Origin of the sequence: Blautia parvula (assembly GCF_020215665.1) — a bacterium.
GTDB classification, from domain to species: Bacteria; Bacillota; Clostridia; order Lachnospirales; family Lachnospiraceae; genus Blautia; species Blautia celeris.
On sequence record NZ_CP084061.1, the window covers coordinates 5930054 to 5950417 of the forward strand.

Below are 20364 nucleotides of genomic sequence, written 5' to 3' on the forward strand. Positions count from 1 at the left end.
ATGTGTACAGAAAGTATTAAGAATCCAATATTGTATACAGATTTGTGTGATGCTGCAAGCAGTGATTTTTTTAATGAAATAGATGATGAAAATACAGTACTTGTCACTGGAGCAACAGGTATGATAGGTTCACAAATTGTAAAATCCATAGTATTGTATAATAGTATTCATAATAAAAATATAAAAATTATTGCATTGGCAAGAAATAAAAAGAAGGCAGAGAATGTATTTAGAGGATTTCTGGAAAATAGAAAAGTAGATTTATTTATCTGTGATATAAATGAAAAAATAAAAATTCCTGAGCATGTTGACTATATTATTCATGGGGCAAGTGCAACAAGTTCAAAATATTTTGTTTCTAATCCTGTTGAAACGATTCTTACGGCGTTACGTGGAACAAAGAATATTCTGGAAATTGCAAGAGAAAAGAGCATAAAAAAAATGGTGTATTTGTCTTCCTTAGAAGTGTATGGTTCACCTGATGAAAAAGTAAATTATATTACTGAGAAAGATTATGGATATCTGGATCCAATGCAGGTTCGTAGTAGTTACTCTGAAGGAAAGAGAATGGCAGAGTGTCTATGTGCAGCTTATGCAAAAGAATATAATGTGCCTGTTTCAGTGGCAAGGCTATCACAAACTTTTGGGGCGGGTGTTTCATATGATGATGGCAGAGTGTTTGCAGAATTTGCGAGATGTGTAATAGAAAAGAGAGATATAGTTTTGCATACATCAGGAAGAACGATTAGAAGTTATTGTTATACAAAAGATGCAATAACAGCTATAATATGTTTACTGACAAGAGGTAAAACTGGGGAAGCCTATAATGTTACAAATATGGATACTGTTATTTCTATAAAAGAAATGGCTGAGTTGGTTTCTGAGCTTTCATCTGATAATGATGTTAAAGTCGTATACGATATACCAGAAAATGTTGCAGAGTTGGGTTATAATCCTGAAATGGTAATACGTTTGGATAATACAAAGCTGAAATTGTTAGGCTGGAAGCCTACTGTGAATTTAAAAGATATGTATACCAGACTAATAAAGAGTATGCAATTCGATAAAAAATAAATATGGGTAAGGTAAATATAAATGGAAAAGTGCGGTGAAGGATATCATTGGGGGTTGCTGAGTAAATATAGAACTAAGCTGATGGGAATCGCCATTATATGGATTGTTCTGTATCACGGGAATGAAATTGGAATGATATTACCAAAGCCTTTAGAGATTATTAATTTTGTCTTAGAGAAAGGAAGAGGAGGCGTAGAAATATTTCTTTTTCTTTCAGGTTTAGGGCTTTACTATTCATATAATAAGAATCCTGATATGAAAAGGTTCTATAAAAGAAGAATGGTCAGAGTGATTTTTCCATATCTTTTAATTTCGCTTCCTTTTTGGATTGGACAAGATTTGTTTATCCATAGAAATTTTTCAGCATTTCTTAAAAATATAACATTAATATCTTTCTGGACTGAGGGATATACAAGACTATGGTATTTTGGGCTTCTGATACCTCTTTATTTAATATTTCCATTCTTATATAAGTGTATTTTTGATGGTAGTGGACAGGGAAAATCAGAGGTGACAAGAGTTTGGATAATGATAGGATTAGTTATAATATTTAATATTAGTATTAAACTGATCTTTCCTGATTATTATAGTAAAGTAGAAATAGCATTGACAAGGATACCTATATTTATTATTGGAGTTTTATGCGGCTATTTTGCTAAAGCCAATAAAAGAGTGACTTATGGGGAGATAACAGCACTTTTTATAGGATATAGTTATAGAATGTTTACATATGAGTATCATATTGGAGGGATGACAGTCAGATACTGGTATTGTACATTGACGCTAGTGATATGCCTTATATGTATTTTCTGCTTTGAATATTTCGAAAAAAATCATAAACGTCATGGGTCTAGAGACTTTAATATTCTCCAAATAGCTGGAAAATATTCTTTGGAATTATATATTGTCCATATTTGGATTAGAACATTTTTTAGAAAATATAATTTTGATTATAATTTAAATGGGATACAGTTAAACAGATATGGATTGTTAAATTACTGTTTGATTATTATTATTAGTTGCATCGTAACGTTTATTTTTGTTCAAATACAAAGTATTATTAAAAGAAGATCAGTAAAATGAATCCATGTTAGGAGCATTAAACTGATCTAAAAATTATATTATGAGTTATAAAATTCAGGGTAGTGACGGCCCTGAATTTTATTTTATACAGGAGTTCTATAAATTACATATCCATCAGTTATACCTATATTTTCAAAAGAATTTTCCTGTAAAAAATCACAAATAGGTGAAGTATCATATAAAATGATGTAATTAGTTTTGGTTTTTTCTATTGCATTTATAAATTTATTTTTTTGGGAAATATCATTGTAATAAACCACTTCCATGATAGCATCTTGCACTTGATAGCTAGGAGTATTTTCGTCGAAAACAAAGTTTGGATTTCCTAATCTATAAAGGAGAGTATTCCGATCAATGGTAAGTAGTAAAGATGGATCATACTGTCTAATTAACATATGAATAGTTGTATCAGGTGCAACTATTTTAGGATTTTCGTCTTCGGAATCTCGGTGTATGATATTACATATTTCTAAAAGGCTGTCAGGAACCTTGAAAAGATTATCAGGCATGGATATATCTGTAAAGATGTTTTTCACAGGACTTCCTGTTAATATTATTAGTATCGTTAATACAAATGATAAGGCATACGTACCAAATTTTGTTTTACTATAATCTATAATATTTACACAACAATATCCAAGCAGAATACTTACAGGAAGTAACCAGAAGAATCTATAATAAACTTCATCAGAACCAAGTTTGCTGAAAATATATTTAACAAAAATAGGATTATAAATAGTCAAAAACAGAAACGCGGTATAAATCAAAAATAGATTTGTACTGTGTTTTTTTCGACAGAAAAACCATAAAATACAGGCAGCAAAAAAACCGAAAAAACAGATATTGCCCCAGTAATTATTTAAACAGACCTTGACAAAACTAAGGCCGAGCTCATCTATATTTACATCACCCATGTTCTAAACTCCTTAATTTGTGTAATGATTAAAATGCTAAATCGAAAATGAAAGTATACCTTTCGTATAAAGCAGATAAATAAATCCTGTCATCAAATTTGGAAGAGTATATAAGATATACCACCCAAGACTTCGGTATTGCTTTTTTATAAATATGACAGTTAGAAAACCTGCGCTGACTGCCAGTGGTACGATCAGCATGGAAGAAGAGCTGAAAGTTACACTGCTCAGTGTGATAAAGAAAAGCAGGAATTTATAAAACAAAGGACTTTTTCCTCTGTATATCTGCAGACAGCACAGGATAATTCCTGTAATGATCGTATTGGCAAGGACAGCCTTTCCTTCATAGGTTCTTAAAAGCAAAAAATTTGCAGAAGTATAAATTGTGTTGCTGTAAAGGTTGATAAGGAAAATCCAGAACACAAAAAGTGCTGATTTTTTGCGATTATTTTCGGTCAGTATCATACCTACCTGGTAGTAAAGAATATTAGTGACAAGGATTATTATCTGAGGCATTATGACTTTGGCCTGTTTTAGTGCGTGCAGATTGAAAAACTTGGATATGACCGCATTATAATCAGGAAAACAGGAAAACAGGTAACGGACATTAAAGCGTGACAGTTCCGCTCCGGTATAAGGATTGAATAAACCGAGGCTGTTTTTATAAACGTCAGTTGCTGCTTTTCCAACATAATAACTGGCATCCGCACTGTTGTCCATATGAGTGAAAACAATCAGCATCTGAATCAGTATACTTGCAAATAATATAAGTAGCGTCCATGTGCTTTCTCGGAAAAATTTGGGAGAGCACATGATTGCGCTTTTCCAATCCCTGCGGCAGAAGTATATGGCCAGTAAAACAATAATGCAGGAGAAAGCCATCCAGATAACTGCTAAAAAAGTCAATGGAAGACGTAATAGTGTACAGGGAAGAGCAAAAAGTTCAAACAGGGCAAAGTTAATAAAAAATCCACAGGATAAAGAAAAGAAAATGGAGTTGTGTGTCTGTTTGAAAAAATGCACAAAAAGAGAACCAAAACATAAAAAGACTAATATTTGAAATAGAAAAATCAAACCAATTATTATAATATTCAAGATACAGTACCTCATTAAAGTTTTGTTTTATTTTATCATAATAATTGATATTTGAAAACGGATAATATTAAAATACTTTTCAATCGCTTGTACCTGTCAACCCCCAGTGGTATAATTAATATTAATATTTAATAGTTATGTAAGAGGATTCTAAACGAAGGGAGGATAATAAAAATTATGCATTAAATGCATTTTGAGGGGAGAGAAAGGAGAAAAGAAAGATGAGGAAAAGATTTCAAAGAGTTATGGCCTGGATGTTGACCGTCCTGATGATATTGACTTACATACCAACGGATGTATGGGCCAGCGGTCAGAATGTACAGGAAAATGAAGTACAGCAGGAGGAGACAGATTTATCAGCATTAAGCAATGAGAGTAAGGAAAAATCCGATGAATCGGAGGATAGTGATCAGGAGAAGAGAAACGATGTGTTGTCAGAAGATGCAGAAGGGAATGCGGAAACTGGCAGCATAGATGATAACCGTGTGACAACGCTGGAAAATGAACAGGTAACAGTGGAGTCTCTGGAGATCATATCCATGCCATACAGAACCAGTTATTACTGTGGATTCGAGGAGATTGAACCATATGTCTCTATATATGGTATTGAACTTCTGGCATCTTATAGTAATGGACATACAGAAACTATAACTGCTGATTATACAGAGAGTCCTCAGGACAGTTATGGAAACATACTGTATTTGGAGAAAGACAGCAGATGGCTGGAAACGCCGGGAGAATATGAGATAATACTGCATCTGGGCGATGCCGAGGTAAAAGTTCCCATAAAGACGCAGGACGTGTTTGAAACGGTACCTGTATTAGATGAAGAGGATACAGTACTGAAGTTTGAAAAAGATACTTCCGGAAACTGGTGTACATGGGCAGTAATAAAGCCTTCGGAAACAGGTACATATGCATTGAAGCGGAATTTTGATAATACGCGTCTGGAAATGTATAAGTCTGATGGTACATATGTGGGAGAGTATTGGGGGGCAGTATCCAGGTGGAAATTAGAGGCCGGTGAATCCTATGTCTGTTTCTGCAGAGACTATGATTATTCTGAGGACAATTTTTACAAGGCTTCTTTACAAAAGACAGCTGGGGTTGAAAAGGTTGAGATTATCCATCAGCCATATAGTACCTCTTATGTTCAGGAGCTGGACCGCCAGTTTTATTTCTCGTCAGAAGGAATTGGATTGAGAGTCACATATGATAATGGTGATACCACGTTCCTGGGCTATGATGAGGATGGAAATTACATAGATGAGGACAAGTATGGAAATTATTATTGGCAGAACGAGTCAGATTGGGATGAAATCATCTCTAAGCCGGGAATTTATGATGTGTATGTAGGCGTTGATGAGGTGGAGGCGGATGAGCCTGTTAAAATCCAGGTACTGCCTCTTGAGAATATTCCTCAGATAACAGAAGCAAATTATTTTTCCATAGGTATGTCAAAGGAGAAAAGAGAGTGGAAAAAAGTAATTCCAAGCAAGAGTGGGCAATATAATATAAGCGTTTCAGAGTGGACCTATATCTATATATTGGATGAAAATTTTGAACAGATAGATGCTGACTATGCTATGGATATGTCGGCACCTATGGATGCCGGTAAAACATATTATGTTTGTTTTCAAAGCGATAATTTAAGAGAATATGCCGGAATCGTACAATCAGTACCACAGGTAACAGCACTTACCATGCTCCAGGAGCCAGTCAAGAAGAAATACATTAAAAATTTAGATTATAATTATTATCTGAATGACCTGGAATTGGAACTGACCTATGAAGATGGAAGTACCTATACCATGTCATGGGATGAAATTGGAGAGAATGGAGACTGGAAAGACTCATACGGTAATTATCTCAGAGTAAAGATTCTTAAGGATGGCAGTGAGGGTGAGTGGACAAGCGAAGCAGGTACCTATGAAATGGTATTGTCCGTTCAGGAACAAAGTGTAAGCCTGGAAATAGTGGTAGAAGAGATCAGCAGTGAAAATGTCCCTGTTTTGACAGATACTGATCAGGAGTTTTTCTATGAAGCGGCAGGAAATACTTATGTGCAATTTGTACCGGAAGAAGACGGCGTTTACGGACTGAGATTTCAGAACCCTGTGAACTGCCGTAAATATAATCAGGAAACGGGTGGTTACGAGTATTACGATGGCGAACAGATTAATCTGGCATTAAGCGGGGGAACAGCCTGCTATCTGGAAATAAGCAAAATGTATGAGGAGGATGTAAGCTTTATCGCCAGCGTGGAAAGAATTCCTGATCTGGAAAGCGTTACTATTGTTTCTGAACCGGTAGAAACCTCATATATATTGGGATTGACGGACGGAGAAATAATTTTAGATGGAATGAAGCTGCAGCTTAACTACAGGGACGGAGAAACTACATATATAAATTACAAAAAGGATGAGAATAATCAGGATAAATATGGAACACAGGTAATATATCAGGGATTAAAAGATGTCAATGGTGAGGTGACAAAGCCGGGTATTTATAAAGCAGAAATACAGATAGGTACTATTGTAAAAGAGGTACAGATTACTATAAAATCTCTTTCTGAAATAGATCCCATCAACCTGGAAGCGGGAAACACCATAGAAGGAAAAATGGGGATTGGATTTCAGTATTTCAGTTTTACTGCACCAGAAACGAAAGACTATTATATAAAAATGGATGAGGCAAGGTATGTGTTCTGGAAGGAGAAAGATGCCGGAGCATTGAATTCCATGTGGGCAGATAACGGTTTGCTGGAGTTTAAAGGCGGCAAAACTTATATATTGGCAGTTGAATTTCGGAAAGAGAGCAATTATAAAATAACGATTGGTAAAATTCCGGAAATCAAAGCTTTACAGTTAAAAAAACCTCCATGTACTGAGTATTATTACGGTTTACAGAAAAGTCTGGAAGATTATGAACTCAGATATGAAGTGATTTATGAAAATGGTGAGAAAGAGATCCTTTCCAGATATGATACAACGAAATATGGTATGAATCTATCTGAAGAAAGTCCATTTGATCAGTGGAATCTAAAAGATGAAAAGGGTAATCTCCCGGTGGGAGATTACCAGACGGTATACAGACTGGGGAAGGCCAGTATGAATGTGACAATTTCGATACTTTCCCTGGAGGGTCTTGACTACTTGAAAGAAGGGGAATATCTGTTCCTGAAAGGGGATCAGGTATTACGGTTTGTACCGAAAGAAACAGGAGACTACCGTCTGATGTTCCGGGAGGCCGGCAATATAACAGTATATGATTCGGAATATGAATACTATTGCGGCGATTCTTACGGCAGTGATGTACTTATAGAATCAATGGATAAGGATAAGACGTATTATTTTGTGATACAATACAGCCACAATTCAGGCACTGACCAAGCGATAATGATTGAAAAAGAAAAGACAGTGGTCGGCTTTCAGGCAGATACCTCAAACATGCAGACTGTATATCGCCAGTATCTGGATAATGTTAATTTTGATGAGCTTTATTTAAAAGCTATATATGATGATGGTACCAGGGAGAAGCTTTATGATTATAGTTCAGGTGTTTCCATAGATTTTCAGACTGTAGGGTTACCTTTGGAAAAAGTGGGTACTTACCCTGTGAAAATTTCTTATAAAGGAGCAGAAACTACATTTAATATTGAATGTGTTCCAGCGGATACAGGGGAATTGCCTCTGCTGGAGGAAGATGAAACCAATGTAATACCATTCTTAATGGATGAAGCCAGAAAGACTGTCCGATTTATTCCGTCTCAGACATCTCAATATGTGTTTTCTGTAAAAAATGCATATCATGATGAGAGCATACAGATATGGGATGATTCCGGAGAATGTATTATAGAGAAAAATGATTGGCTCGATCATGGTGTAGCGGTTGATCTGGTGGAGGGAAAAGAATATCTCATTAGTTTGACAGCGGACTATAAATGCAGTTTGGAATTAAAGGTTTCCAGTGTATCCGATAAGATTGTAAATATGCAATTTGATAAATCCTCCATAAAAGATTATTATTTGTATGATGACTGGGGACCAGGGAGCGATGAATATGCGATTGCGGTTGATGTTGAATATGAAAGCGGAGAAAAAGAAATACTGAAAAGCGGTCAAAAAGGAAAATACGGAGCGGCCATGACCATATCAGTCAGACAAAATGGCAGGGAAGATAATAAAGTTACAGCTTCGTATCTTGACCACAGTATAAGCGGAACACTGAATCTGTGTACTATAGAAAACGCACCACTTGATATAGTCAAGTTGGGAAAAAACACCTTAGATGTAAACCGCCAAGTGATCTATTACAAATTTACGCCTGAGGAAGACGGAATTTATAAATATTGCGTGAATTATGATATGATTTCACAGACCTCCCGTTTTACGAGTGCGGATGGTACCATCCAGACAGAATTAAAAAAGGGAACCACATATTATCTGAGTCATTATATTGCTCCTGAAACCAAGCGTGTAGAAATTACTGTTGAGAAGGTAAAGGAAGTCAGCAAGATAGAAATTAAGAAAAAACCTGACAAGACAGTTTATGCGGCAGATTGGGATTATGATGTGGAAAATAAGGGCCTGGTAATTCATGCTTCTTATTCGGACGGTACAGACAGAGATATAGCACTGGAGGACCTTGCCTTTGAAGGATTTTCAGTTGATTACCCGGATATAGACGGTTTACTGTATAATACAGGACCTGGAGACTATAAAGGGGTAGTGAGCTGGAGAGACGTATCGGCATCTTTTGACATAAAAGTTTTGCCTTCAAAAGACATTTCACAGGAAGTTAAGGAAAATGAGATACAAACTTCTGAAGGCAGAGGACGTAAGCTGTATAAATTTATGCCTCAAAAGGATGGCGTCTATTGGTATGTTTCTGATGTATATACTGCCGTAAAAGATGAATCCGGACACGAAGCTGACATAGTTTATACACAGCAGATGGGATTTCAGAAGCTTATGCGGCTGGAAAAAGGAAAGTGGTATTTCTTTAATGTAGACTTCACGATGGCGAACCAAAAGTTTTACATCTTTCCACAGAAATCAGTTGCGGATATACAGGTGAAAAACAATACAGTTACAGTAATGGAAGGTTCCAGTTTATATAGCCTGGAAGAGGATGCAGTAATCATCTATGAAGATGGTTCAAAGGATACTTTAAATTATGGTGAGGTATTGGAAACTGGTGGTTCTCTTGAGTTGATTTCCCTGAAGGGAACGAGAGTTATAGGAAAACAGCCAATCGTGCTGAAGTTTTTAGATAAAATGATAAACTGTACACTTAATGTGATTCCTGAAGAAGAATATGAAATGAAAGAATTTAAAATAGGGGAATCACAGAGCTTGGAACAGAGCTGGGTTTACTTCAAATTCAGGACATCTGATAAGCCTTATTACAGGTTTTTTACAGACTCAGAAGAAAGTGTGAGACTACAGTTTTATTCCAAAGGCTATATCAACACTAGTCATTTGATGCCGGTTTATGCGAGCAAGGATGTACCTGCAATTGTTAAGCTGGAACCAAACACAACCTATCGATTGAGTGTCAATGGAAAGGCTGGTAATTCTTTAAACGCGGTCGGAGTATCAGGGCTTGAAAAAATTGAAGTACTCAATAAGGGACAGGAAGAATTATTCCAGGGCGAATATATCAACCAGGATACAATTGAGGCCTATTACTATGGTTCAAAGCTTAAAATAACAGATACAGATGGAAATTCCTGGACAGAAGTTTATAATCCTTATATGAATAGGAGTATAATTCAGGTAGGATTAGAACAGCAGGCCGGAATAGAAAAGTCAGGAAAATGTAAGACGTGGATTGATTACTGCGGTAAAAAAATCACACAAACACTTCCAATTACAGCTATTTCCAAGTCGAAAAATCTGATAGATTTGGGAGATGGGGCTAAAAGTCAATTTAAACGAAATGCATCAAGGTGGAAACAGGTATATAAAATAACTCCAAGTATGGATGGAGCCTACAAAATCAATATGAACACATTGGAGCCTGTCTGGAATGTGGAGATTAAGTTAGTAGATGAAGAAGGGCAGAAACTGATTGACACCCAGAATAATATAGGAAAAGCGTTTGCTATGGAAGAATCACTGACAAAGGGAAAAAGTTATTATTTAATTATTACGTCATACCCATTGCTTACCGGTGAACAGACAGCATCCGTGGAATTCCTTCCGAAAACAATTCTGGTACCGGTTAAAGAGGTTAAGTTAAATGCTGCTCAGCTGAATTTTGCAAAACTAAATGAAACAAAACAGCTGACAGCATCTGTGACACCGGAAAATGCAACGAATAAAACCGTCATCTGGACAACAAGCAATGAAAAAGTTGCGCAGGTGTCCAACGGAAAAGTGACATCTAAGGGGCCCGGAACCTGCACAATTACAGCGAGTGCAGGAGGTATATCAGCAATCTGCAAAGTGAGTGTGAAATCTCCTGCAGAAAAAATAACTTTAAACAAAACTTCTGCGACAGTTTATACTGGGAAAACGTATACTCTGGTACCTGATTTGACGCCGTCCAACAGTACAGATTCTGTAACATGGACTTCATCAAATACAAAAGTGGCAAAAGTATCATCTAAAGGCGTTGTGACCGGAGTAGCAAAGGGAACTGCCACAATCACTGCAAAGACAACCAGTGGAAAAACGGCTGCCTGTAAAGTGACAGTGAAAATAGCAGCAACAAAGGTGACACTGTCCAAGACGTCAGTGACTGTGAACAAAGGAAAAACATATACACTGAAAGCCACTATGTCACCGTCAGGTGCAAATGACAGTCTGCAGTGGAGCAGTTCAAACAGTAAAGTGGCAAAAGTTTCCACTTCCGGTGTTGTGACCGGAGTTGCCAGAGGTTCAGCAACGATAACTGTAAAGACAGGAAGTGGAAAAACAGCTTCCTGTAAAGTGACAGTAAAAGTACCTTCCACAAAAGTGTCTTTAAGTAAAACTTCGGTTTCTTTAAATAAGGGAAAAACATATACCCTGAAAGGCACTATGTCACCAAGTGACAGTACAGACAGTCTGAAATGGAGCAGTTCAAATACAAAAGTGGCGAAAGTATCCTCTTCGGGTGTGGTGACCGGAGTGGAAAAGGGAAGCGCTGTGATTACAGTGAAGACTATCAGCGGAAAAACAGCTACCTGCAAAGTGACAGTAAAAATTCCATCTACCAAAGTAACTATGAGTAAGACTTCCATTTCCGTTAATGTTGGAAAAACCTATACTTTAAAAGGAACCATGTCACCAAGCAATACAACGGATACTTTGAAGTGGAGCAGTTCTGATACTAAGATTGCAAAAGTATCTTCAACAGGTGTAGTCACAGCCGTGGCAAAAGGAAGTGCTACGATCACGGTAAAGACCACCAGCGGAAAGACAGCTACCTGTAAAGTTACGGTAAAAGTACCGTCCACCAAAGTGACCATGAGCAAAACTTCCGTGTCGATCAATGTGGGAAAAACCTATACCCTGAAAGGGACTATGTCACCCAGTAATACAACGGATACTTTGAAGTGGAGCAGTTCCAATACCAAGATAGCCAAGGTATCCTCAACAGGTGTAGTCACAGCCGTGGCAAAAGGAAGTGCTACGATCACGGTAAAGACCACCAGCGGAAAGACAGCTACTTGTAAAGTTACGGTAAAAGTACCGTCCACTAAAGTGACCATGAGCAAGACTTCCGTGTCGATCAATGTGGGAAAAACCTATACCCTGAAAGGGACTATGTCACCCAGTAATACAACGGATACATTGAAATGGAGCAGTTCCAATACCAAGATAGCCAAGGTATCCTCAACAGGTGTAGTCACAGCTGTGGCAAAAGGAAGTGCTACGATCACGGTAAAGACTACCAGCGGAAAGACAGCTACCTGTAAAGTTACGGTAAAAGTACCGTCCACTAAAGTGACCATGAGCAAAACTTCCGTGTCGATCAATGTGGGAAAAACCTATACCCTGAAAGGGACTATGTCACCCAGTAATACAACGGATACATTGAAATGGAGCAGTTCCAATACCAAGATAGCCAAGGTATCCTCAACAGGTGTAGTTACAGCTGTGGTAAAAGGAAGTGCTACGATCACGGTAAAGACTACCAGCGGAAAGACAGCCACCTGTAAAGTTACGGTAAAAGTACCGTCCACTAAAGTAACCATGAGTAAGACTTCCATTTCAATCAATAAAGGAAAGACTTATACGTTAAAAGGAACCATGTCGCCCAGTAATACTACAGATACCCTGAAATGGAGCAGTTCTAATACAAAGGTAGCCAAAGTTTCCTCAACAGGCGTGGTAACTGCAGTGGAAAAGGGAACAGCGACTATTACAGTGAAGACTACCAGCGGAAAAACCGCCACATGTAAAGTGACAGTGAAAATTCCATCCACAAAAGTAGCTCTCAGCAAAACATCAATCAGTGTTTATAAAGGAAAGACATATACACTGAAAGGAACTTTGACTCCGGGAAATTCTACGGATACCCTGAAATGGAGCAGTTCCAATACAAAAGTGGCAACTGTATCGGGCAGCGGAGTGGTAAAAGGTATCAGTGCAGGAACAGCTTCGATTACAGTGAAAACCAGCAGCGGAAAAACAGCAACCTGCAAAGTGACTGTAAAAGAAATAAAGGCTGCCTCTATTCAGTTTGACAGTGGAGAGATGAATTTGACTTCCGGCCAATCGATAAAGGCTGGTATTACTGTTCTCCCGGCCAATACAACGGATAGTATTACCTGGAGCAGTTCCGATGACAGTATAGTGCGTGTATCGTCGGATGGTGTTATAACCGCAGTAAAAGAGGGAGAAGCGAGTGTTGAAGCGAAAACTTCCAGTGGAAAGAAATGTAGTTGTAAAATTACAGTATCTGCTTCGACAGATAATACAGAAGAAACAGCACAATGAAATAGTTTAACGATTTGAGGAATCAGGCTGCAGAGAACTGTTCTGCAGCCTGATTCCTTTTCGCAATAGTTGTCTAAAGATTCCTTAATAATTATATTGCAATCACTTGGCAGAGTATGTTATCTTGTATAAAGAAGGTTTGGCAATGGTGAGCAGCCGAAAAAATATATATGTAAATGTTGGAGCGCAGTATGGACACAAAAGATGAAGCAAAAGAAGAATTAAAACAGGATTCCCCGGAGAATGAAAAAATAAAGTTTACTGTACATAAGAAAATAATAAGGATCATAGTAATTGCAATAGGATTTCTGGCCGCTTTTATTTCCCTGCTGATAGCTACCAGTATATCCTGGATGTTCAGGACATGGACAGGTCTTACGATGAATGAGCTGATGTTTCATATACAATCGCCTATACAGGGAACAGATCATGGCATCATTATCAGCTACATATTATCATGTATTCTTGTATCTATAGGCATCACTATGCTGATAGGCATTATATATAAATTTGTGAAGAAAAAAAGGGGGCTGATACTTTTAGCATCTGCGGTTGTATCCGTCATAGCTGCCGGTACTTCTATAAATCACATGTGGAGCAGATTGGATATTAAGGCCTATGCCAGCAATAAAAATACATATTCCACATTTATTGATGATAACTATATAGATCCAAAATCAGTCAATATTACTTTTCCGGAACAGAAGAGAAATTTAGTATATATCTATTTGGAATCTATGGAAAATACTTATGCAGACGAAAACCATGGCGGCGCATTTGAGAAAAATGTTATTCCGGAACTGACGGAACTTTCAAATAAGAATGAGAATTTTTCCGGTGATCATAAAACATTAAACGGCGGTATTTCCCTAAATGGCACGGGATGGACGGTTGCAGCCATGTTTGCGCAGAGTTCGGGACTTCCCCTTTTGATTCCTATTGAAGGTAATTCCATGAATGAGCAGGATTCATTTCTGCCAGGTCTGACTACAATTGGAGATATTTTAAAGGATGCGGGATATACGCAGAGCCTGGTTTTGGGATCGGATGCAAATTTTGGCGGCAGAAAGTTGTTTTATACACAGCATGGAATGTATGATATTTATGATTATTACTACAGCAAAGACAATGGTCAGATACCGGAGGATTATCATGTTTTCTGGGGATACGAAGACAGTAAATTGTTTGATTTCGCAAAGCAGCACCTGTTGGAAGCCGGCGCTTCCGATGAACCTTTTAATATGACTATTTTAACAGTAGATACCCACTTTGAAGATGGCTATTTGTGTGAAGATTGTCAGGATACTTTTGGGGATAATCAATATGCAAATGTTATGGCATGTTCCAGTAAACGTGTGACTGATTTTGTGAATTGGATACAGGAGCAGGATTTTTATGAAAATACAACAATAGTTATTTCCGGAGATCATCCCACTATGGACAGTGACTTTTGTGAAGATGTGGATAATAGTTATGACAGAAAAGTCTACACTACCTACATAAATTCTGCTGCAGATACGAAGAATGATACTTACAGACAATATTCTACTTTTGATAATTTCCCGACTACACTGGCAAGTCTGGGCGTGGAGATAGAGGGCAACCGATTAGGTCTGGGAACCAATCTATTTTCATCAGAGGCAACCTTGATGGAAAAATACGATAAAAACACAATAGACATTGAGCTGGACAAAAAGTCAAAATTAATGGAAAAGCTTACGAAAGATATTGTAGTACCGGAGCCGGAAGAAGAGCTGACGGCCGAAGCAGAAGAGGATTCATCTGAAGAGACGGAAATCATACCTGCAGAGATAGAAGTGACACCATACGATTTCAGAACCGGAAAATATGAAGTCATGGTGAAAAATCTGCCGGCAGACACAGATGTTCAGGCGCTGCGCTGCGCGGTATGGGCGGAAGAAGACCAAAGTGACTTAAAATGGTATGAAGCGGAATTACAGGCAGACGGTTCTTATATTACGAAAGTATGGGCAGCGGATTTTGCTTACAAGGTATCAGAGTATAATATTCATATCTATACATTAGATACAGAAGGGGAACCGCATCTGCTTGCAGAAGCAGCAGGAGAGATAACGAGATAATAAAATCCCAGGTGCAAACAGCCACCTGGGATAAATTTTAATATTTAAATAAAAAAGGATGCAGGAGATGGGACTTGAACCCACACGATATTGCTACCACAGGCACCTGAAGCCTGCGCGTCTGCCAATTCCGCCACTCCTGCATCTTCTATTCAGTTGGTGTTCTCTCGAACACAAGTGATATAATACACGATTCAAACAAGAAAGTCAATACCTTTTTTAAGAAAAAATAAAAAATCTGCCGGCAACCGCAGTCACCGCCAGAAAGTATTGTCAAAAACAAAAAAGGATGCAGGAGATGGGACTTGAACCCACACGATATTGCTACCACAGGCACCTGAAGCCTGCGCGTCTGCCAATTCCGCCACTCCTGCATCTTCTATTAAGTTCGTGCTCTCTCAAGCACAAGACATATATTACACGATTTTACAGGAAATGTCAACACTAATTTTCAAAGTTTTTAAAAAAATTAACGCAATTCTATTTCCCGACATATTCCGAAGGTTTTTCCGCGTTTTCCGGCCTTGTTCTTTCCTTATAAAATGACAAAAACACCCCAGAATAAAATCAGTATATATTCCCATCATAATAAGGAAATGCCAAATACATAAACCGCATTTCTGCTCCGAAATTCCTGTTTATTATTATCCGGTTTTCGGGCTGTCGAATTTTTTAAAATACAACCGCGAAAAAACAAGAAAAAAAGGTTGAAAAACACCAGATGTTGTGATACACTTTTTACAATTTGGGGAAAATTTGGGGAACCATTAACAGTACGCTATAGAAAGGAAGACAGGTGAAAGCATGAAAGCATTTTTAATACTGGAAGACGGCACCGTCTTTACCGGGACCAGCATAGGGTCGAAGAAAGAAATTATCAGCGAAATCGTCTTTAATACCTCGATGACAGGTTATCTTGAAGTTCTTACAGATCCTTCTTACGCCGGACAGGCAGTCTGCATGACATATCCTTTGATTGGTAATTATGGCATTTGCCATGAGGACCAGGAATCTTTAAGACCGTGGCCGGATGGCTACATTGTCAGGGAATTATCCCGTATTCCAAGCAACTTCCGCTGTGAAGACACCATACAGAATTTTCTGAAGAGATATGATATCCCCGGGATCGCAGGGATTGATACAAGGGCCCTTACCAAGATCTTGAGGGAAAAAGGAACCATGAACGGCATGATCACTACCAATGCAGACTATAAACTGGAGGAGGTTCTTCCAAAATTAAAAGCTTATACCACCGGCAGGGTCGTGGAGCGTGTGACATGTGAGGAGAAGAAAGTGCTGAAGGGCAGCGGACCTAAGGTGGCTCTTATGGACTTTGGGGCAAAAGATAATATTGCCCGTTCCCTGAACAAGCGCGGATGCCAGGTTACCATATATCCGGCATTTACAAAAGCAGAGGAGATTCTGGGAGATGATCCTGACGGCATTATGCTCTCCAACGGTCCTGGTGATCCGAAAGAGTGTACGTCTATAATAGAAGAAATCAAAAAGCTTTATGATTCCCAGGTACCGGTTTTCGCGATCTGTCTCGGACATCAGCTCATGGCACTTGCAACGGGCGCGGATACCAGGAAGATGAAATACGGCCACAGAGGCGGAAATCACCCCGTAAAGGACCTGGAAACCGGAAGGGTATATATTTCATCACAGAACCATGGATATATGGTAGATACGGACACTCTGGACCCTCAGGTGGCTGTACCGGCATTTGAAAATGTCAATGACAAAACAAACGAGGGTTTAAAATATATAGGAAAGAATATTTTTACCGTACAGTTCCATCCGGAGGCTTGTCCGGGACCACAGGATTCCGGATACCTGTTTGACAGATTTATGAAAATGATGGAGGTGAGCGAATAATGCCGAAGATTCAGGATATTAAAAAAGTGCTTGTGATCGGTTCAGGCCCGATCATCATCGGTCAGGCAGCAGAGTTTGACTATGCGGGAACGCAGGCCTGCCGCTCCCTGAAGGAAGAGGGAATTGAGGTCGTTCTCCTGAACTCCAATCCCGCTACCATTATGACAGATAAGGATATCGCGGATAAGGTATATATTGAGCCTCTGACCGTGGAAGTGGTAGAGCAGCTTATCATCAAGGAAAAACCGGACAGCGTACTGCCCACTCTGGGTGGACAGGCCGGACTGAATCTGGCTATGGAGCTGGAAGAGAGAGGCTTTTTAAAAGAACAGAATGTGCGTCTGATCGGTACCACCTCTGAGACGATCAAGAAGGCGGAGGACCGTCAGGAATTTAAGGATACCATGGAGAAGATCGGTGAGCCGGTGGCAGCTTCCCTGGTTGTAAAAACCGTGAAGGATGGTATTGATTTTACAAATAAGATCGGCTACCCGGTCGTTCTGCGCCCTGCCTATACTCTGGGCGGCAGCGGCGGCGGTATTGCCTATGATGAGGCGCAGCTTGTGGAAATCCTGGAAAACGGCCTTCGTCTCTCCCGTGTGGGTGAGGTGCTGGTGGAGCGCTGTATCGCAGGATGGAAAGAGATTGAGTATGAGGTTATGCGCGATGGTGCGGGCAACTGCATTACCGTATGTAATATGGAAAATATTGACCCGGTCGGCGTGCATACAGGTGACAGTATCGTTGTGGCACCTTCCCAGACGCTGGGCGACAAGGAATACCAGATGCTGCGTACCTCTGCTTTAAATATCATCACAGAGCTGGGAATCACCGGCGGCTGTAACGTGCAGTACGCTCTGAATCCTGACAGCTTTGAATACTGCGTCATTGAGGTAAATCCCCGTGTATCACGTTCCTCTGCACTGGCTTCCAAGGCTACCGGATATCCCATTGCCAAGGTTGCGGCCAAGATCGCCCTGGGCTATACACTGGATGAGATCCCGAACGCCATCACAGGCAAGACTTATGCCAGCTTTGAGCCTATGCTGGACTACTGTGTTGTGAAGATCCCGCGTCTGCCCTTTGATAAATTCATCAGCGCAAAGAGAACCCTGACGACACAGATGAAGGCAACCGGTGAGGTTATGAGTATCTGCAATAACTTTGAGGGTGCTCTTATGAAGGCCATTCGGTCTCTGGAACAGCATGTGGACAGCCTTATGTCTTATGACTTTACCGGGCTTACCGAGGAGGAACTGACAGAAGAGCTGAAGATCGTGGACGATATGAGAATCTGGAGGATCGCTGAGGCTGTCCGCAGAGGGATTTCCTATGAAACGATCCATGCAGTCACGAAGATTGATCTGTGGTTCATTGACAAGCTGGCAATCCTTGTGGAGATGGAACAGGCGCTGGCTTCAAAGGAACTTACGGAAGAATTGCTCCGTGAGGCAAAGCGGATTGAATTCCCGGACAATGTGATCGCGCGCCTGACCGGTAAAAGGGAAGAGGACATCAGAGAGCTGCGCCGGGAGTGGGGCATCACTGCCGCTTATAAAATGGTAGATACCTGCGCGGCTGAGTTTGCAGCTGCCACACCGTATTATTATTCTGTTTACGGTGGGGAAAATGAGGCGGATGGGAAGTCCGATAAGAAAAAAGTTCTCGTTCTGGGTTCCGGTCCTATCCGTATCGGCCAGGGAATTGAGTTTGACTTCTGTTCCGTGCACTGTACCTGGGCATTCAAAAAAGAGGGCTATGAGACGATCATTATCAACAACAATCCGGAGACTGTAAGTACGGACTTTGACATTGCAGATAAGCTGTATTTTGAACCGCTGACTCCGGAGGATGTGGAGAATGTGGTAAATATAGAAAAACCGGACGGCGCTGTCGTGCAGTTTGGCGGACAGACGGCTATCAAGCTCACAGAAGCCCTGATGAAGATGGGTGTGAAAATTCTGGGAACATCTGCGGAGGATGTGGATGCTGCGGAGGACCGGGAACTTTTCGATAAGATTCTGGAGGAATGTCATATTCCGAGACCTCAGGGGCATACAGTATATACGGCAGACGAGGCGATCCGTGTGGCAAATACACTGGGATATCCTGTGCTTGTCCGTCCTTCCTATGTGCTTGGCGGACAGGGCATGCAGATTGCCATAAACGATGAGGACGTGGACCAGTATATCGGCATCATCAACAGAATTGCCCAGGAACATCCGATCCTGGTAGATAAATATCTGCAGGGCAAGGAGATCGAGGTGGATGCCATCTGTGACGGTGAGGACATTCTGATCCCCGGTATTATGGAACATATTGAGCGTGCGGGTATTCACTCCGGCGACAGTATTTCCGTATATCCCGCGCGTACCATCAGCGATACAGCAAAGAAAACCATTGAAGAGTATACCAGGAGACTGGCAAAATCCCTGCATGTTATCGGTATGATCAATATACAGTTTATCGTGTGCGGCGAGGATGTGTATGTGATCGAGGTAAATCCCCGTTCCAGCCGTACGGTACCGTATATCAGCAAGGTGACTGGCATTCCTATCGTACCGTTGGCAGCCAAGATGATCCTGGGATATAAGTTAAGAGAACTGGGATATGAGCCGGGCCTGCAGCCTGAGGCAAAGCATATTGCCATCAAGATGCCGGTGTTCTCCTTTGAAAAAATCCGTGGGGCTGACATCAGCCTGGGACCGGAGATGAAATCCACAGGTGAGTGCCTGGGCATTGCAGAGTCTTTCAATGAGGCACTCTACAAGGCATTTTTAGGGGCAGGCATCAATCTGCCGAAGTACAAAAATATGATCATTACCGTGAGGGATGAGGATAAGCAGGATATCGTACCGATCGCCCGGCGTTTTGAGGCACTGGGATACCGCATTTATGCAACCAGAAGCACTGCCAGAGTCTTGAATGAGAACGGTGTGAAGGCTGTCCGCACAAATAAGATTGAGCAGGCATCCCCTAATCTGATGGACCTGATTCTCGGACATAAGATCGATCTGGTGATCGATACACCGTCTCAGGGCGTGGAAAAGGCAAAGGATGGGTTTATTATCCGCCGGAATGCCATTGAGACAGGTGTCAATGTGCTGACTGCCTTAGATACGGCTGAGGCGCTTGTGACCAGTCTGGAGAATACAGATATCCAGAAGCTGGAGCTGATCGATATCGCAGCAATATAATACTGTGACATAATGAGAGACAACCGCCGTATGAAATTTTGCGGCGGTTTCTTGAGTATTTTGTCAGGTCTGCGCATGACTGTGCAGT

8 protein-coding genes and 2 tRNA genes are annotated in these 20364 nt (G+C 40.1%); 6 read left to right on the top strand and 4 right to left on the bottom strand.

Features of this window, described 5'->3' with window-relative positions; genetic code table 11:
- On the top strand, window positions 1-1074 hold the full coding sequence (locus LC508_RS26885; RefSeq protein ID WP_033143070.1) for an NAD-dependent epimerase/dehydratase family protein: 1074 nt from the start codon (window positions 1-3) through the stop codon (window positions 1072-1074).
- Between the two features lie 21 nt (window positions 1075-1095).
- Entirely contained in the window at window positions 1096-2157 is a 1062-nt protein-coding gene (locus tag LC508_RS26890) for an acyltransferase family protein (protein WP_033143071.1), read from the top strand.
- 83 nt (window positions 2158-2240) lie between these two features.
- On the opposite strand, the gene LC508_RS26895 is transcribed toward LC508_RS26890, so the two are convergent.
- Together LC508_RS26895 and LC508_RS28825 are read right to left on the bottom strand one after the other, a co-directional pair.
- Window positions 2241-3071, bottom strand: coding sequence for a hypothetical protein (locus LC508_RS26895; protein ID WP_033143072.1), 831 nt, complete (start codon window positions 3069-3071; stop codon window positions 2241-2243).
- Window positions 3072-3107: 36 nt separating this feature from the next.
- Window positions 3108-4181, bottom strand: a complete 1074-nt coding sequence (locus LC508_RS28825) for a DUF6077 domain-containing protein (protein WP_225305273.1) — start codon at window positions 4179-4181, stop codon at window positions 3108-3110.
- Between the two features lie 206 nt (window positions 4182-4387).
- Here LC508_RS28825 and LC508_RS26905 point away from each other — a divergent pair, with 206 nt between their 5' ends.
- On the top strand, window positions 4388-13099 hold the full coding sequence (locus LC508_RS26905) for an Ig-like domain-containing protein (RefSeq protein WP_118593811.1): 8712 nt from the start codon (window positions 4388-4390) through the stop codon (window positions 13097-13099).
- 191 nt (window positions 13100-13290) lie between these two features.
- Window positions 13291-15201, top strand: a complete 1911-nt coding sequence (locus LC508_RS26910) for a GBS Bsp-like repeat-containing protein (protein WP_118593810.1) — start codon at window positions 13291-13293, stop codon at window positions 15199-15201.
- Between the two features lie 59 nt (window positions 15202-15260).
- Here the strand turns inward: LC508_RS26910 and LC508_RS26915 are convergent.
- Both LC508_RS26915 and LC508_RS26920 read right to left on the bottom strand, forming a co-directional pair.
- Window positions 15261-15344, bottom strand: a tRNA-Leu gene (locus LC508_RS26915).
- 147 nt (window positions 15345-15491) lie between these two features.
- Window positions 15492-15575, bottom strand: a tRNA-Leu gene (locus LC508_RS26920).
- Between the two features lie 430 nt (window positions 15576-16005).
- On the opposite strand from LC508_RS26920, the gene LC508_RS26925 reads away from it, so the two are divergent.
- Together LC508_RS26925 and carB are read left to right on the top strand one after the other, a co-directional pair.
- Window positions 16006-17079 carry a carbamoyl phosphate synthase small subunit gene (locus tag LC508_RS26925; RefSeq protein WP_033143132.1) on the top strand — a complete coding sequence of 358 codons (1074 nt, stop codon included), beginning with the start codon at window positions 16006-16008 and terminating at the stop codon, window positions 17077-17079.
- Window positions 17079-20276 carry a carbamoyl-phosphate synthase large subunit gene (carB, locus tag LC508_RS26930; protein WP_033143131.1) on the top strand — a complete coding sequence of 1066 codons (3198 nt, stop codon included), beginning with the start codon at window positions 17079-17081 and terminating at the stop codon, window positions 20274-20276. The genes LC508_RS26925 and carB overlap by 1 nt, the downstream gene beginning before the upstream one ends.
- Window positions 20277-20364 lie beyond the last annotated feature (88 nt).

Coding starts and splice junctions, on each gene's coding strand:
- LC508_RS26885 (WP_033143070.1), top strand. CDS start 1: ATGTGTACAGAAAGTATTAAGAATCCAATATTGTATACAGATTTGTGT.
- LC508_RS26890 (WP_033143071.1), top strand. CDS start 1,096: ATGGAAAAGTGCGGTGAAGGATATCATTGGGGGTTGCTGAGTAAATAT.
- LC508_RS26895 (WP_033143072.1), bottom strand. CDS start 3,071: ATGGGTGATGTAAATATAGATGAGCTCGGCCTTAGTTTTGTCAAGGTC.
- LC508_RS28825 (WP_225305273.1), bottom strand. CDS start 4,181: ATGAGGTACTGTATCTTGAATATTATAATAATTGGTTTGATTTTTCTA.
- LC508_RS26905 (WP_118593811.1), top strand. CDS start 4,388: ATGAGGAAAAGATTTCAAAGAGTTATGGCCTGGATGTTGACCGTCCTG.
- LC508_RS26910 (WP_118593810.1), top strand. CDS start 13,291: ATGGACACAAAAGATGAAGCAAAAGAAGAATTAAAACAGGATTCCCCG.
- LC508_RS26925 (WP_033143132.1), top strand. CDS start 16,006: ATGAAAGCATTTTTAATACTGGAAGACGGCACCGTCTTTACCGGGACC.
- carB (WP_033143131.1), top strand. CDS start 17,079: ATGCCGAAGATTCAGGATATTAAAAAAGTGCTTGTGATCGGTTCAGGC.